The following is a 14931-nucleotide window of genomic DNA, read 5'->3' as shown; positions in this document are numbered from 1 at the left end:
CAGATCATCGCGTTCGTCTGGTTTGCTCTACCATGGCTTGGATTCTTCGGGCGGCGGATGCGTTCAATTCCGCTCTTCTTGCCTGCTTGCTTGTCCGACAAGGCCGAAACATTCATGCCGTACGAACAATTGCTCGTGGTGATGCCAGCGGATACCGATTCGGAGTGGTGATCCACGTCCGCAGCGAGCTTGCCGATGAATAGCATCAGCATTCAGCAGCGCTCCGGTTCGGTTCGCGGTGCGAAGATGAGCTTTCGGTCTTTCTTTTTGTACGCCAATCTACGCTTACCGTAAGCGCTTGTTGCGCCAAATCCATCGGTGCTTTTTCTAATCAACCCACCTGAGAACGCTCCAGACGCTCTCATTCGGTGGGGACGGCAGTGGCAATCCATTCCATTCAATCGGAAGCGAGTTCGCGCGGCGCGCGAATGCTGAGAAGCGCACTTGGCGCGGCGATCGCAGGTTACCTGGAAGACGACGCGATCGTCGAGGTCATGCTCAATCCCGATGGGCGGCTTTGGATTGACCGGCTGTCGAGTGGCCTAGTGGACACTGGCGAAACCTTGTCTGCCGCCGACGGCGAGCGCATCGTTCGTCTGGTGGCTCACCATGTAGGCGCGGAGGTGCACGCAAGCTCACCACGCGTCTCGGCTGAACTTCCCGGAACGGGCGAGCGTTTTGAGGGCCTGTTGCCTCCGGTCGTTGCTGCCCCCGCTTTCGCCATCCGCAAGCCCGCGGTCGCTGTGTTCACGCTCGACGACTACGTTACCGCCGGGACCATGACCTCCAGGCAAGCGAAGGCCCTGAGGAGTGCGGTCGCCGATCGCAAGAACATCTTGGTGGCCGGTGGCACTTCGACCGGCAAGACGACACTGGCCAATGCTCTTCTGGCCGAGGTAGCGAAGACCGCTGATCGCGTCGTCCTGATCGAAGATACGCGCGAACTTCAATGCAAGGCGCCCAATCTTGTAGCGTTACGGACCAAGGACGGCGTAGCCACGTTGTCTGACCTCGTTCGGTCCTCACTTCGCCTGCGTCCTGACCGGATTCCAATCGGCGAGGTCCGCGGTGCGGAAGCGTTGGACCTGCTCAAGGCCTGGGGCACCGGTCACCCCGGTGGCATCGGCACCATTCATTCGGGTAGTGCGCTCGGCGCGCTGCGGCGGCTCGAGCAACTCATCCAGGAAGCGGTCGTCACGGTTCCCCGTGCCCTGATCGCCGAGACCATCAACCTCGTCGCCGTGCTCGCAGGTCGCGGAGCTGACCGTCGCCTTGCAGAACTCGCTCTCGTGACGGGGCTCGGGACCGCCGGCGACTACAGCCTTTCACCAGCAGGAGACTGACATGCGTCCACGATTCCGTATTCTTCGAGAAGCTGCTTTGCTGGCGACTGCCAGCCCTGTTGTGCTGACGACAGCGCCCGCATGGGCGGCCGGCTCGAACATGCCGTGGGAGCAGCCGCTCAATCAGATCCTGCAGTCGGTCGAGGGGCCCGTCGCCAAGATCATCGCAGTCATCATCATCGTAGTGACCGGGCTCACGCTCGCATTCGGCGATTCATCCGGTGGTTTCCGCAGGCTGATCCAGATCGTGTTCGGTCTGTCGATCGCATTTGCCGCCTCGAGCTTCTTCCTGTCGTTCTTTTCCTTCGGCGGCGGCGTGGTGATCTAGTGGACGAGGCGGTCGCAGGTTTTCTCGTGCCCGTTCACCGGGCGCTCACCGAACCGATCCTGATGGGCGGTGCGCCGCGGGCGGTCGCGATCGTCAACGGCACGTTGGCGGCGGCCCTTGGACTCGGACTGCGGTTGTGGATCGCGGGTCTCGTCCTCTGGTTCATCGGTCACATGGCCGCCGTCTGGGCCGCCAGGCGCGATCCCGCCTTCGTCGATGTGGTGCGCCGACATCTGCGCATTCCCAGTCATCTCAACCTCTGAGTTCTCGGTCATGATGAATCTTGCCGAATATCGCCATTCCAATGCGCGTCTTGCCGATTTCCTGCCTTGGGCCGCCCTCGTCGACGAGGGCATCATCCTGAACAAGGATGGCTCGTTCCAGCGGACAGCGAAGTTCCGTGGACCCGACCTCGATAGCGCGGTGCCAGCTGAACTTGTCGCGGTCGCCGGTCGTCTGAACAACGCACTTCGCCGCCTGGGATCCGGCTGGGCCGTGTTCGTTGAGGCGCAGCGCCATTTTGCCGGCAGCTATCCTCCGAGCACATTTCCGGATGTAGCATCCGCGCTGGTCGACGCCGAGCGCAGGGCCCAGTTCGAGGAGGCCGGCGCCCACTACGAGTCCAGCTACTTCCTGACTTTCCTCTATCTACCTCCGGAGGAGGGCGCAGCCAAGGCAGAGCGACTGCTCTATGAAGGGCGCGATCGGACCGTTGGAGCCGATGCCCGCGAGGTACTTCGCGGCTTTTATCGATCAAACCAGCCGCGTACTCGGGCTTCTGGAAGGGTTCATGCCCGAATGCGCATGGCTCGATGATCAGGCCACGCTGACCTACCTGCACTCGACGATCTCGACCAAGCGTCATCGGGTTCGCGTGCCCGAAATTCCCATGTACATCGATGCGCTGCTGGCAGACCAGCCGCTGACCGGCGGGCTAGAGCCGACGCTGGGATCAGCCAATCTGCGAGTTCTCACGATCGTCGGCTTTCCGGGAGCGACGACGCCGGGAATTCTGGATGACCTCAATCGCCTGCCATTCTCGTACCGCTGGTCGACCCGGGCGATCATGCTCGACAAGACCGATGCCACCAAGCTTTTGACCAAAATCCGCCGCCAGTGGTTCGCCAAGCGGAAGTCGATCGGGGCCATTCTCAAGGAGGTCATGACCAACGAGGCATCGACGCTGCTCGATACCGATGCCCACAACAAGGCGCTTGATGCCGACGCGGCCTTGCAGGAACTGGGATCGGACCAGATCGGGCAGGCCTTCGTCACGGCGACGATCACCGTGTGGGACGCCGATCCAAATGCGGCGGACGAAAAGCTGCGCCTGGTCGAGAAGGTCATTCAGGGGCGCGATTTCACCTGCATGATTGAGACGGTGAACGCCGTGGAAGCGTGGCTCGGCAGTTTGCCAGGGCATGTCTATGCCAATGTGCGGCAGCCGCCGGTCTCGACGCTCAATCTCGCCCATATGATTCCGATGTCGGCGGTGTGGGCGGGCGAGGCGCGCGATCTGCATTTTGGCGGCCCGCCGCTCCTGTTCGGTAAGACCGAGGGTTCAACCCCGTTCCGGTTTTCGCTCCACGTCGGCGACGTCGGCCATACCCTGGTGGTGGGGCCGACAGGTGCCGGCAAGTCGGTCCTGCTGGCGCTGATGGCGATGCAATTCCGCCGTTATCCGAACTCCCAAGTGTTTGCGTTCGACTTCGGTGGTTCGATCCGCGCGGCCGCGCTCGCCATGGGTGGCGACTGGCATGATCTCGGTGGTGCCTTGTCTGACGGAGGCGATCAGCCCGTCGCGCTGCAGCCGCTGGCCTGGATCGACGATCCTTCGGAGCGCGGATGGGCTACCGAATGGGTCCGCGCGATCCTGGCACGGGAAAAGGTCGAGATCACCCCGGAGGTCAAGGATCATCTGTGGTCGGCGCTCACTTCCCTCGCATCGGCGCCGAGGGAGGAGCGCACGCTGACGGGCCTATCAGTCCTCCTGCAATCGAACTCCTTGAAGCGTGCTCTTCAACCCTATTGCCTGGGCGGTTCGTCCGGACGCTTGCTCGATGCTGAATTCGAGCGCCTTGGCGAGTCCTCCGTCCAGGCGTTCGAGACCGAAGGGTTGATCGGAACGAGCGCGGCCCCGGCCGTCCTGGCTTACCTGTTTCATCGCATTGGAGATCGTCTCGACGGCCGGCCGACGCTTCTCATTATCGATGAAGGGTGGCTTGCCCTCGACGACGACGATTTTGCAGGTCAGCTTCGCGAGTGGCTGAAGACGCTTCGCAAGAAGAATGCGTCTGTCATCTTCGCCACCCAGTCGCTTTCGGACATCGATGGCTCGGCGATCGCGCCGGCGATCATCGAGAGCTGCCCAACACGCTTGTTGCTGCCGAACGAACGGGCGATCGAGCCGCAGATCACGGCCATCTACCGCCGCTTCGGCCTCAATGATCGCCAGATCGAGCTTCTGAGCCGGGGCACGCCCAAGCGTGACTATTACTGCCAGTCCCGTCGCGGGAACCGGATGTTTGAACTTGGCCTTGGCGAGGTTGCCCTCGCATTCACGGCGGCCTCATCCAAGACAGACCAGGCCGCCATCGCACGGCTCGTCGGCGAACATGGACCTGACGGGTTCGTGCCCGCCTGGCTTCAGCACCGTGGCGCCGCCTGGGCCATGGACTTGGTTCCCGGTCTCGTCAATCTGGAGAAGTCGCAATGAGGTGCCTTGGTCTATTTGCCGCCGCCGGCACGATCGCCCTGACGTTTTGCGTCACGGCGCCGGCGCGGGCGCAGTGGATCGTCTTCGATCCCAACAATTACGTCCAGAACGTGCTGACCGCCGCGCGCGAGCTGCAGCAGATCAGCAACCAGATCACCTCGTTGCAGAACGAAGCGCAGATGCTGATCAACCAGGCCAGGAATCTGGCAAGCCTGCCGTATTCATCGTTGCAGCAATTGCAATCCTCGATCCAGCGAACACAGCAATTGCTGGCCCAGGCCCAGCGCATCGCCTACGACGTGGAGCAAATCGACCGCGCGTTCTCGACCAGCTATGCGCCGGCGAGCGGCAGCCAGTCCAGCCAGCTGCTGATCAGCAATGCTCAATCGCGCTGGCAAAACTCGGTCGCCGCTTTGCAGGACTCGCTCCGGGTCCAGGCCGGTGTCGTCGGCAACCTCGACACCAATCGCATCCAGACATCGGCGCTCGTGACGTCGAGCCAGAGTGCCAGCGGCGCCCTGCAGGCGACCCAGGCCGGCAACCAGATCCTCGCGCTTCAGGCGCAACAACTTGCCGACCTCACCGCCACTGTCGCCGCACAGGGCAGGGCGCAGAGCCTTGAAGCGGCGCAGCGCGCCGCAGCTCAAGACCAGGGGCGAGAACAGCTCCGGCGGTTTTTGACGCCGGGGCAGGGCTATCAATCCCAAGACGTGCGGATGTTCCACTGATGACCGACACAGGCCCATTCAAGGCGTTGTCGCTACTCATTTCAGTCGGGGTGCTGGTGGTCGCAGGCTGCGCAATTCACCTCCGTGGCGGGGAAGAAACCTCTGCGTCACCAACGGCAGAGCAGACCAAAGACGTCGATCGTTCCGACCTCGCCCGCTGCCGCACCATCTCTTCGGAAGATGCAGCGGACTATCAGCATTGCCAGAAGGTCTGGGCGGAAAACCGCCGTCGCTTCTTCGGCAAGCGGGACGGTGCTGCCGCCGCAGAAACCGGCGTGATAGCCGCGCCAAAAGATCAGAGCCGGATGCCGCAAGGATATCCGTCCGCCGGAGTGCCCGAGGAAGATAAGCCATGACCGGCACCGGCATCATCGACCAGTTCCTCGAGACATTCACCCGCTACATCGACAACGGTTTCGGGCTTTTAGGTGGCGAGGTCGGGTATCTCGCGACCACGCTGGCGGCCATCGACATCACGCTCGCCGCGTTATTCTGGAGTTGGGGCACGGACGAAGACATCATCGCGCGCCTCGTCAAGAAAACGCTGTTCGTTGGCGTCTTTGCCTATCTGATCGGTAATTGGAATAACCTCGCACGGATCGTCTTCGAGAGCTTTGCCGGTCTCGGGCTGAAGGCATCTGGTTCGAGCCTCTCCGCATCAGACTTCCTGCGGCCGGGAAAGATCGCCCAAGTCGGGCTCGATGCCGGAAGGCCAATGCTCGATTCGATCTCGAACCTGATGGGCTACATCAGCTTCTTCGAGAATTTCATCCAGATCGTTGTTCTCCTGTTCGCATGGATCGTGGTGCTGCTCGCCTTCTTCATTTTGGCGATCCAGCTCTTCGTCACCCTGATCGAGTTCAAGCTGACGACGTTGGCCGGCTTTGTGCTCATACCCTTTGGTCTGTTTGGCAAGACGGCCTTCGCGGCGGAGCGGGTCCTTGGCAACGTCATATCGTCCGGGATCAAGGTTTTGGTCCTTGCCGTCATCGTGGGCATTGGCTCAACCCTGTTCTCGCAGTTCACGGCGGGCTTTGGCGGCGCGCAGCCTACAATCGAAGATGCGATGACGCTGGTGCTCGCGGCGCTCTCCTTGCTGGGTCTCGGTATCTTCGGTCCCGGAATCGCAAATGGCCTGGTGTCGGGCGGGCCCCAGCTCGGCGCCGGCGCCGCGATTGGGACGGGCCTTGCTGCCGGCGGCGTTGTTGCGGCGGGTGCCGGCCTTGCCGCCGGTGGTGCTGGTCTTGCTGGTGGTGCGCTCGCCGGTGCGGGGCGTGGTGGGGCAGCCATGGTGAGTGGCGCATCCGCGGCGTATCGAAGCGGCGGCCTTGCTGGCGTCGCGGAGGCGGGTGGGTCGGCTGTGATGAGCCCGCTACGTCGAGCCGCGGCCGCATTCGCCGGCAGCGGTCAGACGGGCGAGCCGGCTGCGAGCACGTCCACTGAGGGCCAACCCGATTGGGCGCGGCGCATGAAGCGGGCCCAGGCCGTTCAGCACGGCGCGTCGGCGGCCGGTCATGCTGTGCGCTCCGGCGATCATGGCGGCAGCGGTTCGTCTGTTGATCTATCCGAAGGAGAGCGCTGACAGCCAGCCAACCGCCAATTTACCACCCGCCGCCAGCAGGGCCTCAAACGGCACGCCGCACCAGTCCAAGCCAATCACTCGATCTCAGGGGCAACTATCCATGTTCAGACGACCTTCCGTTCACTACGGGCGCATGCCCGAGCCGGTCACGCCCTACCAAAAAGCAGCGCAGGTCTGGGACGAACGCATTGGATCGGCTCGCGTGCAGGCCAAGAACTGGCGCTTGATGGCCTTTGGTTGCCTCATGCTCTCGGGCGGCCTGGCCGGTGGACTTGTCTGGCACTCAGCACAAGGATCGATCACACCATGGATCGTCGAGATCGATCGCCTGGGTCAGGCCCAGCGGGTTGCGCCAGCCAACATCGATTACCAGCCCACAGATGCTCAGATCGCCTATCACCTGGCGCGCTTTATCGAGGACGTCAGAGGCTTGCCGGCCGACGGCATCGTTCTGCGCCAGAATTGGCTTAGAGCGTATGACTTTACGACCGATCGTGGCGCGGCCGCGCTCAACGATTTTGCACGCAACAATGACCCATTTGCCAAGCTGGGCAAGGCGCAGATCTCCGTCGATGTCTCGAGCGTCATCCGTGCGTCTTCTGAGAGCTTCCGGGTCGCATGGACCCAACGCATCTACGAGAATGGCTCGCTGAGTGCGACCGAGCGCTGGACCGCGATTCTCACGGTGGCAATCGAGACGCCGCGCGATGCCGAACGCCTGCGCAAGAATCCCCTTGGCGTCTACGTCCGCGCCATCAACTGGTCGAAGGAGCTGGGGCAGTGATCAAGACGACGCGTGACATGAGTTCAAAAGGTCCGATCCAAGACCGCAGGTTCAGCTCGCGCAGGTACAAGCTCGCGGGTTTGAGGCGAGCCCTTTTACCAGCCCTGCTGCTTGGCACATCAGCCCTCGCTGGATGTGCCACCTACATTCCGCCGGAAATCAGCTATGACGCCGAGGTCCCGCCATTGCCGGCGCCTCCAGTGGCGCTCGAAGACCGATCTCGCCCACTTCACGTTCCGCCGCTCTGGAAACCCGTTCTCGGGGGCAAGTCGGGGGCGAAGGAAGACGCTGAACCCGTGAGCCGGGTTGAGACAGCAAACAGCGCGGCGCGCGTCGAGCCGCGCAAAAGGGGATACTTCAACGCTGCGCAGATTTACGCCTTCAGCCCGGGGGCGCTCTATCAGGTCTACGCCGCTCCCGGACAGATCACGGACATTGCGCTGGAAGAGGGAGAGCAATTGACGGGATCTGGACCGATCGCGGCCGGAGATACCGTGCGCTGGGTCGTGGGCGATACCGAGAGCGGGAGCGGGGATACGCGCCGCGTCCACATTCTGGTGAAGCCGACCCGGGCTTCGATCGAGACCAATCTTGTCGTCAATACCGACCGGCGCACCTACCTGATTGAGCTCCGCTCCCGCGAACGGCCTTATATGCCGTCTGTTGCTTGGTACTATCCGGAAACCGTTCGCGAACGATCGCGCTCAGTCGCCCTCAGACCCGTCATTCCAGATCCAGCGCAGCGTGTGTTTCGCTATGCGATCGAGGGCGACAGTCCACCCTGGCGGCCGCTCGCAGCGTATGACGACGGCCGAAAGGTCTATATCGAATTCCCGCAAGGGATCGTCCAGGGCGAGATGCCGCCCCTGTTCGTCATCGGCCCCGACGGCAAGACCGAACTCGTCAACTATCGCGCCCACGGCAATGTGCTGATCGTGGACCGGCTGTTTGCAGCCGCAGAACTCCGGCTGGGGGGTGAGCATCAGCAGAAGGTCAGGATTGTCAGGACTGACGGGAGGCCGTCGTCATGAACACGCAGAACGAAAACAATCCTGAGGGGGGCGTTCCGCCGCAAACACCGGAGGAGCAATCCAGGAGCTTCCGCCTCCGAGCAGAACCCCGGCGGGTCACCCGATTGTCTCGCAAGGTACTGGCGGGAGGGAGCGCGGTTGCCCTGCTGGTTATCGGCGGAGCTGTATTGTGGTCATTGCAAAGCAATCGCCCACGCAACCAGACGACCGACGAGCTCTATAGCACGGATCATCACAATCTTGCCGATGGCATCGAGGCGCTGCCGAAGGATTACACTGGGGTCTCACGCCAAAGCGTGCCGCAGCTTGGTCCACCGCTCCCAGGCGACCTCGGTCGACCAATCCTGGCCGCTCAAGGCCAATCGCCGATGACCGGCGGAGATGCGGAACAGCAACGCAGGGATCAAGAGAGCGAGGCAGCCCGTATCAGTCATCTGTTCGCTTCGACCAATGGGCGAGAAGTGCGTCCGCCCGGCGCTGTTGGAGGCGAGCGCGTCGTGCCGCCGAACGCAACGAGTACAGAGGATGGATCTGCGCAAAACGCACAGGACCGAAAACTCGCCTTCGTGAATGCGTCTGTGGACCGTCGTACGGTGAGCCCTGACCGAGTCACTAGGCCCGCTTCACCGTACATTGTGCAGGCCGGGACGGTGATTCCAGCAGCGCTAATCACCGGGATAAGGTCAGAACTTCCCGGCCAAGTCACGGCGCAGGTGACGGAGAATTTATACGACACTCCGACCGGTCGCCATTTGCTCGTGCCCCAAGGAACGAAGCTGATCGGCAATTATGACAGCCAGGTTTCGTTTGGCCAGTCGCGAGTGCTGCTGGTCTGGACCCGGCTTATCATGCCGAACGGCCGCTCGATCGTTCTGGAGCGGCAGCCCGGTGCTGACAGCGCAGGCTACGCGGGGCTCGAAGATCAGGTCGACAATCATTGGGGTGAGCTGTTCAAGGCGGCCGCGCTGTCGACGTTCTTGGCAGTGGGGACAGAACTAGGTGCTGGGTCCGACACCAATAGCAACGACAGCGCCATCATCCAGGCGTTGAGGCATGGTGCCTTCGACTCACTGAACCAAACTGGACAGCAAGTGGTTCGGCGCAGCCTCAATATTCAGCCGACCCTGACGATCCGTCCGGGATTTCCCGTCCGTGTGATCGTAAATCGCGACTTGGTCCTGCAGCCCTATGCGAGGTGAACGTTGTGTCGAAGTTGAAGATTGCCGCACTCCCAGACGACAAGCCGGTCAAGATTAGTGCGGAACTGCCTGCGAATGTCCATCGAGATCTACTCGCTTATGCGGATCTGATTGCTCAACAGAGTGGACAACCGGTTGATCCAGCGAAGCTCATCGCTCCGATGCTCACGAGGTTTATGGCTACCGATCGCGCTTTTTCCAAGTCACGCCGGCAGGCTCAGCGATCCGACAAGGACGGATAAAGCTCCGCGAGCAATCCGATCAGCTTTTTAAGGGCTGGGTTTTCATTATCGGCTCGCCAATGCGCAGAGAATGCGATCTGGCTGGGTCCTGTGCCGTCCCGCAGCTCTCGATAGACGAGCCCCGCAAAGCTGGCCCCGATGTCTGATTCGGTGACCAGGCTGATACCAAAGCCCATGCTGACCAAGCTCTTGACTATTCCGCGACTGACGTCGTGCCATTCAACCAAAGGCCGATCAGTCGGGGATATCAGCTTGGAAATGAGCAGGTCCTCAAATTCCGAGCCTGGATCGTACTGACTCAGCAAGAGCTTTTCGCCGCGCAGATCGGTCCAGAAAATCGACTCTTCATTCGTCAAACGGTGACCCTTCGGCAGCGAAAGGAGGATCCGCTCGCTCCACAAAGGAATTGTACCGTCCCCGGAAATTGAAGCCGCCCCGGTCATGAAGACGAGATCGAGTGTACCGGTCTTGAGGCTATGAAGTAGGCGCGATCGGGACCTCTCGACGGTCGCGAGGTCCGCTTCGGGAAAGCGCCTTTTGAATTCTAGCAGACTGGCCCTCAGATTGCCCGATGACATCGAGGTGTAGAACCCGACGGAGAGGTGCTCGCGGGCAAGTCCGATCCTCCGCCTCCCAGCAGCCGCAAGGACTTCAACCTGTTCCAATATCAAACGTGCGATGCGGAGGACGCTGCGCCCCTCCGCTGTGAGACTTAGACCGGCGCTGGAGCGAGTAAAAAGGCTTATGCCGAGCAGTTCCTCTAACCGCTTTACCGACCTACTCAGGACCGAATGACGCGTTGAGAGTGCATCGGCGGCGCGGCGAAAGCTGCCGTAGTCAGCCGCCGCAATGGCGCAGCGAAGATGAAACAGCTCAATCCTTGATGCTTCTGCCTTAGCGTAACCTTGCTCAGCTCTCTTCATGTTCAATTCCGACGTCTGCGGCTTGCCCTGTTGGATGTTTGGTCAGGAAGATCGACCTCAGGTAGAAAAAATCGGCGGCGCTTTTGTCACCTGAGCTGCGGCAAACCTCGAGGCGAATGAGTGTTAGTGGATACTTCGTACGCGGCCGGTGCTTGATCTGACGACCAACCGGGTTTGAATTTCGTTCACTCGCAGTACTGCTTTGCCATTCGAGCGATTGACGAGATATTCCCCTGCGGTAACGCCAATGTTGTCCGCAGGTACGGATATGGTCGTAAGGGGAGGATCGAGGTAGGCCGCGAAATCGAGATCATTGAATCCAGTGACGGAAATGTCTTCCGGGACAGAAAGGCCGCTTTCTTTGGCTTCAATGAGTGCGCCGAAGGCAAGCTGATCATTGCCGCATATGACCGCAGTGGGCCGAGTTGCTCGCGCTAAAAGACTCCGCATGGCAAGCCGCCCTTCAAGAATACGATAGGGTCGCTCGATCATCCACTCAGCTGGGAGCTTGAGGCCTCGCGCTTCGAGCGCTTGACGAACTCCAGCCACGCGATTTGCTGCACGGTCATTGTGTAGCATCCGGCCGGCAATCACTCCGATGTCAACGTGACCGAGATCAAGCAGATATTCGGTGAGCCGACGCGCCGCCTCAACGTTGTCGAATCCAACACAGGGATGGGTATCGCTGAGCGTCCAGGTCTCGACGAAAGGGAGCTCCTGGTGCTCAAGCATGGGAACGAGTTCAGGATGATGTTCCCCACCTACGAGGAGCAACCCGTCAATGCCGCGAGCCATCAAGAGCGAGCACTCTCGTAGCTCCGCTATGGGATCATAGTCAGAACTCGCCACGAACAAGGTATAGCCAGCTGCGTCGAGCCACCGTTGCAAGGCACCGATCGCCACGGCAAACCCCGAATTTTCGATCGACGGGACAACGGCTCCAATGGTCCGGGTCCGTCGCGAGGAAAGAGCACGCGCCGCTCCGTTCGGAATGTAGTTCAAGTCGCGGCAAGCCCGCCGAACCCGCTGCACGGCATCTTCTGCAACCGTGGTCACCCCATTCAGCACGCGAGAGACCGTGGCGGTGGAGACCCCCGCCGCGCGCGCCACGTCAATGACGCTGACCTGCGCGCCTTCTGGGGGCGTGCGAAATCGCTTTCTCGGTCGGGTTCCCTGCTCCATCACCAATCTCTCGGTAAAATCTGCTGAAATCCTCGTTATTGACTCCACCGCCGGCTTGCAATACGGATCGCCGAAGTAATCGTTTACTTCATGAAGAAAGTCGAGGAAATGACCAGGATTGCTTCCGTCGAGGCCCGTACCGTCAAGATCCCCTTGGACCAGGCCACTGCTTTTGCCCGTCGTCAGGTCACCCAGCGTGAATACGCGCTTGTCCGAATCCGGACCCAAGAGGGGGTCGAAGGCATCGGGCACTGCTATGGCGGTCATGCCGCCGCGGCGCTTGTGAGCGAAGCTGTGCGCCAATTGCTCCGCCCCCTTCTTGTGGGGCGCGATTCTTGCGAAACCGAGATCCTCTGGCAGGAAATGTATCAGGAAGCCCTACTGCACGGTCGGGCAGGCTCCGTGATGCGTGCCATCAGCATCGTGGATACTGCTCTGTGGGACTGCAACGCGCGGTCCGCAAAACTGCCACTGTATAAATATCTCGGCTCGGCAGCACGCGACACTGTCCCAGCTTACGCCAGCGGTGGTTATTACCTCGAAGGCAAGACCCCGGAGAAGCTGGGCGAGGAGTTGGAGTCCTACGTCGCGATCGGTTTCAAAGCAGTGAAGATGAAGGTCGGGCGGCTCTCGCCAGCCGATGAAGAGGCCAGGATCGCCGCAGCCCGCAAAGCAATCGGCCCCGACGTGCTTCTGATGCTCGACGCCAACAATGCGTGGTCCGACGTACCAACCGCGCTCCGGTATATGCAACGCTACGAAAGCTACGACCCCTACTGGATCGAGGAGCCGTTTAGTCCGGATCAAATCGATGCACACGCTGATCTGGCTGCCCGAACGCGCGTGCCAGTTGCGACTGGTGAGATCGAGGCTGGCCGGTGGCGCTTCAAAGAGCTGCTGGACAAGAAAGCTGCGTTGATTCTGCAGGCTGACGCATTGGTTTGTGGCGGCGTTAGTGAATTCCGCAAGATCGCGGCTCTCGCCGATGCCTATGGCGCCACCATGTGCCCGCATTGGTTTCACGATGTTCATGTGCATCTCGTCGCTTCTTCGCCGAACGCACGTTTCGTCGAGTTTTTCGCCGATGACAGAGTGCTGAACTTTCGGCGGATCGTGGATCGCCAGTTGGAGATCGAGGGAGCAGGTCTCAAGCTTCCGACCGCGCCGGGCCTTGGCTACCGATTCGACGAGGCCGCGATCGGCCGCTGTGACGCTGACGTCTGGTCCTGACCGTGATCAAGATGGGAACCGCATCATGGATCTAGGATTGGCAAACCGAACGGCCCTCGTGCTCGGAGCCGGTGGCGGACTGGGACGCGCGATTGCTGTGGCACTCGCGCGGGAAGGTGCTGGCGTTGCAATCGCCGACATCAGCGCGCAGGCCCTTGCCGAAACGGCTCAGGCAATCGAGGCATTGGGAGGCCGTCAGGCCTCCCGCGTGCTGTCAGTCGTGTTCGATCTTGCTGATACCCCAAGCATTGGGCGGCATCTCGCCCGAATCGAGCGCGAACTCGCACCTGTCGATATCCTCGTAAATAACACTGGAGGACCGCCGCCTGCGACTGCGAGTGGTCAGGATTCTGCGGCTTGGCAGCGCGCGTTCGAGATGATGGTTCTATCCGTCGTAACGACCGCCGATTACGTGCTTCCCGGCATGCGCGCGCGAGGCTTCGGTCGCATCATTACCTCGACGTCGTCGGGAGTTGTTGCGCCGATCCCAAATCTCGCATTTTCCAACGCCCTTCGATCCACGCTTCTCGGCTGGTCGAAAACACTTGCGGCTGAGGTTGCGGCCGATGGCGTCACGGCCAACGTCTTGGTGCCCGGCCGTATCGCAACCGCGCGGACCATGTTTCTTGACGAGCAGAAGGCACGCCGCCAAGGAAAATCCATTGAAGACGTCGCGGCCGAAAGCGCGAGATCGATACCGTTGAAACGCTACGGCAGGCCGGAAGAGTACGCAGACGCCGTCGCCTTCCTCGCTAGCGAACGAGCATCCTACATCACTGGCTCGGTCATCCGCGTTGATGGCGGGCTGCTCGCTAACATCTAACACCAGAATGAGGAATACCTATGAGCGACACGGAGATTTTCGAGATCTTCCGGGCTTTGTCGACAGCCACGATCACAACCGTTTTGCTGAAGAAGGGCCTGCGAAACGTCTGGATGCGCGGACCGCAGCCGCTGCAAGCCGTCGACCAAAGATTTGTCGGAAGGGCCTTCACTTTACGGTTCGTCCCTGCGCGTGAAGACCTCGCGACCCCCGCTTCCTGGGCATCTCCGCGATCGACGCGGGCGGCGATTGAAGACATGCCGGTCGGCGCAATAGCTGTGGTCGATGCCATGGGCGTACGCGATGCGGGAATTTTCGGGGACATTCTATGCGCGCGAATGGCCAAGCGCGGTGTCGCGGCTTTGGTAACCGACGGAGTGATGCGCGACGTCACCGGCGTTCTTGGCACGGAGCTTCCGGTCTTCGCCAGCGGTGTGGCTGCACCGCCCTCAGTGGCTGGCCTGACCTTTGTGGGTTGGCAGGAGCCGATTGCTTGCGGAGGCGTCGCAATCTTCCCGAGCGATCTCATCGTGGCTGATCGCGACGGCGCAGTTGTGGTGCCCAAGGATCTTGTTGCCGAGATCGCGCAGGAGGCCCCTGATCAGGAGGCGCTGGAGGCCTGGATTATGGATGAAGTGAATAGAGGTGCAGCGCTGCCCGGTCTTTATCCGCCGAACCCCGAAAACAAGGCTCGCTTTGAGGTGAGCCGGGCCCAACCACCCAGACCTCACTGACCGCACTCTCGCTGCCGCAGTTCAAAGAAAGGTCTGCACGCGCTCATGCAGGCTGCTCAAGACGGCCAGTAGAGCCGTCGGCGTCT

Annotated in this window: 16 protein-coding genes and 1 pseudogene; 14 read left to right on the top strand and 3 right to left on the bottom strand. The window is 61.2% G+C overall.

The annotated features are described in order from the left end of the window. Window positions 1–212, bottom strand: a 212-nt coding sequence (locus AC0L3P_RS18805; protein WP_473303833.1) for a hypothetical protein, incomplete at its 3' end; no start/stop codon positions are given. A 216-nt stretch (window positions 213–428) separates the two neighbouring features. On the opposite strand from AC0L3P_RS18805, the gene trbB reads away from it, so the two are divergent. From trbB to AC0L3P_RS18750, 11 genes and pseudogenes are all read left to right on the top strand, one after another. Continuing rightward, window positions 429–1343, top strand: a complete 915-nt coding sequence (gene trbB / locus AC0L3P_RS18800) for a P-type conjugative transfer ATPase TrbB (protein WP_473303847.1) — start codon at window positions 429–431, stop codon at window positions 1341–1343. 1 nt (window position 1344) lies between these two features. Further along, complete coding sequence (locus AC0L3P_RS18795) at window positions 1345–1671, top strand: TrbC/VirB2 family type IV secretion system protein (protein WP_473303831.1); 327 nt, start codon at window positions 1345–1347, stop codon at window positions 1669–1671. Continuing rightward, entirely contained in the window at window positions 1671–1934 is a 264-nt protein-coding gene (locus tag AC0L3P_RS18790; protein WP_473303828.1) for a VirB3 family type IV secretion system protein, read from the top strand. The genes AC0L3P_RS18795 and AC0L3P_RS18790 overlap by 1 nt, the downstream gene beginning before the upstream one ends. A 10-nt stretch (window positions 1935–1944) precedes the next feature. Then, window positions 1945–4387: pseudogene (gene trbE / locus AC0L3P_RS18785) on the top strand (conjugal transfer protein TrbE). Then, on the top strand, window positions 4384–5115 hold the full coding sequence (trbJ, locus tag AC0L3P_RS18780; RefSeq protein ID WP_473303825.1) for a P-type conjugative transfer protein TrbJ: 732 nt from the start codon (window positions 4384–4386) through the stop codon (window positions 5113–5115). Before trbE ends, trbJ begins: the two are co-directional and overlap by 4 nt. Next, window positions 5115–5471, top strand: coding sequence for a putative entry exclusion protein TrbK-alt (gene trbK-alt, locus AC0L3P_RS18775; protein ID WP_473303823.1), 357 nt, complete (start codon window positions 5115–5117; stop codon window positions 5469–5471). Before trbJ ends, trbK-alt begins: the two co-directional genes overlap by 1 nt. Further along, complete coding sequence (trbL, locus tag AC0L3P_RS18770; RefSeq protein ID WP_473303820.1) at window positions 5468–6697, top strand: P-type conjugative transfer protein TrbL; 1230 nt, start codon at window positions 5468–5470, stop codon at window positions 6695–6697. The genes trbK-alt and trbL overlap by 4 nt, the downstream gene beginning before the upstream one ends. A gap of 100 nt (window positions 6698–6797) precedes the next feature. Further along, window positions 6798–7481, top strand: a complete 684-nt coding sequence (gene trbF, locus AC0L3P_RS18765; protein WP_473303845.1) for a conjugal transfer protein TrbF — start codon at window positions 6798–6800, stop codon at window positions 7479–7481. Further along, window positions 7478–8512 carry a P-type conjugative transfer protein TrbG gene (trbG, locus tag AC0L3P_RS18760; protein ID WP_473303816.1) on the top strand — a complete coding sequence of 345 codons (1035 nt, stop codon included), beginning with the start codon at window positions 7478–7480 and terminating at the stop codon, window positions 8510–8512. The genes trbF and trbG overlap by 4 nt, the downstream gene beginning before the upstream one ends. Continuing rightward, window positions 8509–9711, top strand: coding sequence for a TraB/TrbI/VirB10 family type IV secretion system protein (locus AC0L3P_RS18755; protein ID WP_473303813.1), 1203 nt, complete (start codon window positions 8509–8511; stop codon window positions 9709–9711). Before trbG ends, AC0L3P_RS18755 begins: the two co-directional genes overlap by 4 nt. A gap of 5 nt (window positions 9712–9716) precedes the next feature. After that, window positions 9717–9953 (top strand): DUF2274 domain-containing protein, encoded by a 237-nt coding sequence (locus AC0L3P_RS18750; protein WP_473303811.1) that lies wholly within the window; start codon window positions 9717–9719, stop codon window positions 9951–9953. On the opposite strand, the gene AC0L3P_RS18745 is transcribed toward AC0L3P_RS18750, so the two are convergent. Beyond that, the gene (locus tag AC0L3P_RS18745) at window positions 9929–10876 is read right to left on the bottom strand and encodes a LysR family transcriptional regulator (protein WP_473303809.1); all 948 of its coding nucleotides are present in this window, start codon (window positions 10874–10876) and stop codon (window positions 9929–9931) included. The genes AC0L3P_RS18750 and AC0L3P_RS18745 overlap by 25 nt on opposite strands. Before the next feature lie 123 nt (window positions 10877–10999). Continuing rightward, the gene (locus tag AC0L3P_RS18740) at window positions 11000–12058 is read right to left on the bottom strand and encodes a LacI family DNA-binding transcriptional regulator (RefSeq protein WP_473303806.1); all 1059 of its coding nucleotides are present in this window, start codon (window positions 12056–12058) and stop codon (window positions 11000–11002) included. Window positions 12059–12148: 90 nt separating this feature from the next. On the opposite strand from AC0L3P_RS18740, the gene AC0L3P_RS18735 reads away from it, so the two are divergent. The 3 genes from AC0L3P_RS18735 to AC0L3P_RS18725 are packed head-to-tail and all read left to right on the top strand — an operon-like array spanning window position 12149 to window position 14845. Further along, window positions 12149–13288 (top strand): mandelate racemase/muconate lactonizing enzyme family protein, encoded by a 1140-nt coding sequence (locus AC0L3P_RS18735; RefSeq protein ID WP_473303804.1) that lies wholly within the window; start codon window positions 12149–12151, stop codon window positions 13286–13288. Window positions 13289–13313: 25 nt separating this feature from the next. Beyond that, window positions 13314–14111 (top strand): SDR family oxidoreductase, encoded by a 798-nt coding sequence (locus AC0L3P_RS18730; protein WP_473303843.1) that lies wholly within the window; start codon window positions 13314–13316, stop codon window positions 14109–14111. A gap of 20 nt (window positions 14112–14131) precedes the next feature. Then, window positions 14132–14845 carry a ribonuclease activity regulator RraA gene (locus AC0L3P_RS18725; RefSeq protein WP_473303802.1) on the top strand — a complete coding sequence of 238 codons (714 nt, stop codon included), beginning with the start codon at window positions 14132–14134 and terminating at the stop codon, window positions 14843–14845. The last annotated feature ends 86 nt before the right edge of the window (window positions 14846–14931 follow it).

The organism is Bradyrhizobium sp. WSM4874, assembly GCF_055811835.1.
Note: the sequence above shows the minus strand (reverse complement) of the source record. Positions and strands in the feature narration are given on the sequence as shown.

Bases quoted from the DNA above. Each gene is read 5' to 3' on its own strand.
- trbK-alt (WP_473303823.1), top strand. From the start codon at position 5,115: ATGACCGACACAGGCCCATTCAAGGCGTTGTCGCTACTCATTTCAGTC.
- AC0L3P_RS18795 (WP_473303831.1), top strand. From the start codon at position 1,345: ATGCGTCCACGATTCCGTATTCTTCGAGAAGCTGCTTTGCTGGCGACT.
- trbL (WP_473303820.1), top strand. From the start codon at position 5,468: ATGACCGGCACCGGCATCATCGACCAGTTCCTCGAGACATTCACCCGC.
- AC0L3P_RS18735 (WP_473303804.1), top strand. From the start codon at position 12,149: ATGAAGAAAGTCGAGGAAATGACCAGGATTGCTTCCGTCGAGGCCCGT.
- trbB (WP_473303847.1), top strand. From the start codon at position 429: ATGCTGAGAAGCGCACTTGGCGCGGCGATCGCAGGTTACCTGGAAGAC.
- AC0L3P_RS18755 (WP_473303813.1), top strand. From the start codon at position 8,509: ATGAACACGCAGAACGAAAACAATCCTGAGGGGGGCGTTCCGCCGCAA.
- AC0L3P_RS18740 (WP_473303806.1), bottom strand. From the start codon at position 12,058: ATGGAGCAGGGAACCCGACCGAGAAAGCGATTTCGCACGCCCCCAGAA.
- AC0L3P_RS18725 (WP_473303802.1), top strand. From the start codon at position 14,132: ATGAGCGACACGGAGATTTTCGAGATCTTCCGGGCTTTGTCGACAGCC.
- trbJ (WP_473303825.1), top strand. From the start codon at position 4,384: ATGAGGTGCCTTGGTCTATTTGCCGCCGCCGGCACGATCGCCCTGACG.
- AC0L3P_RS18745 (WP_473303809.1), bottom strand. From the start codon at position 10,876: ATGAAGAGAGCTGAGCAAGGTTACGCTAAGGCAGAAGCATCAAGGATT.
- trbF (WP_473303845.1), top strand. From the start codon at position 6,798: ATGTTCAGACGACCTTCCGTTCACTACGGGCGCATGCCCGAGCCGGTC.
- AC0L3P_RS18730 (WP_473303843.1), top strand. From the start codon at position 13,314: ATGGATCTAGGATTGGCAAACCGAACGGCCCTCGTGCTCGGAGCCGGT.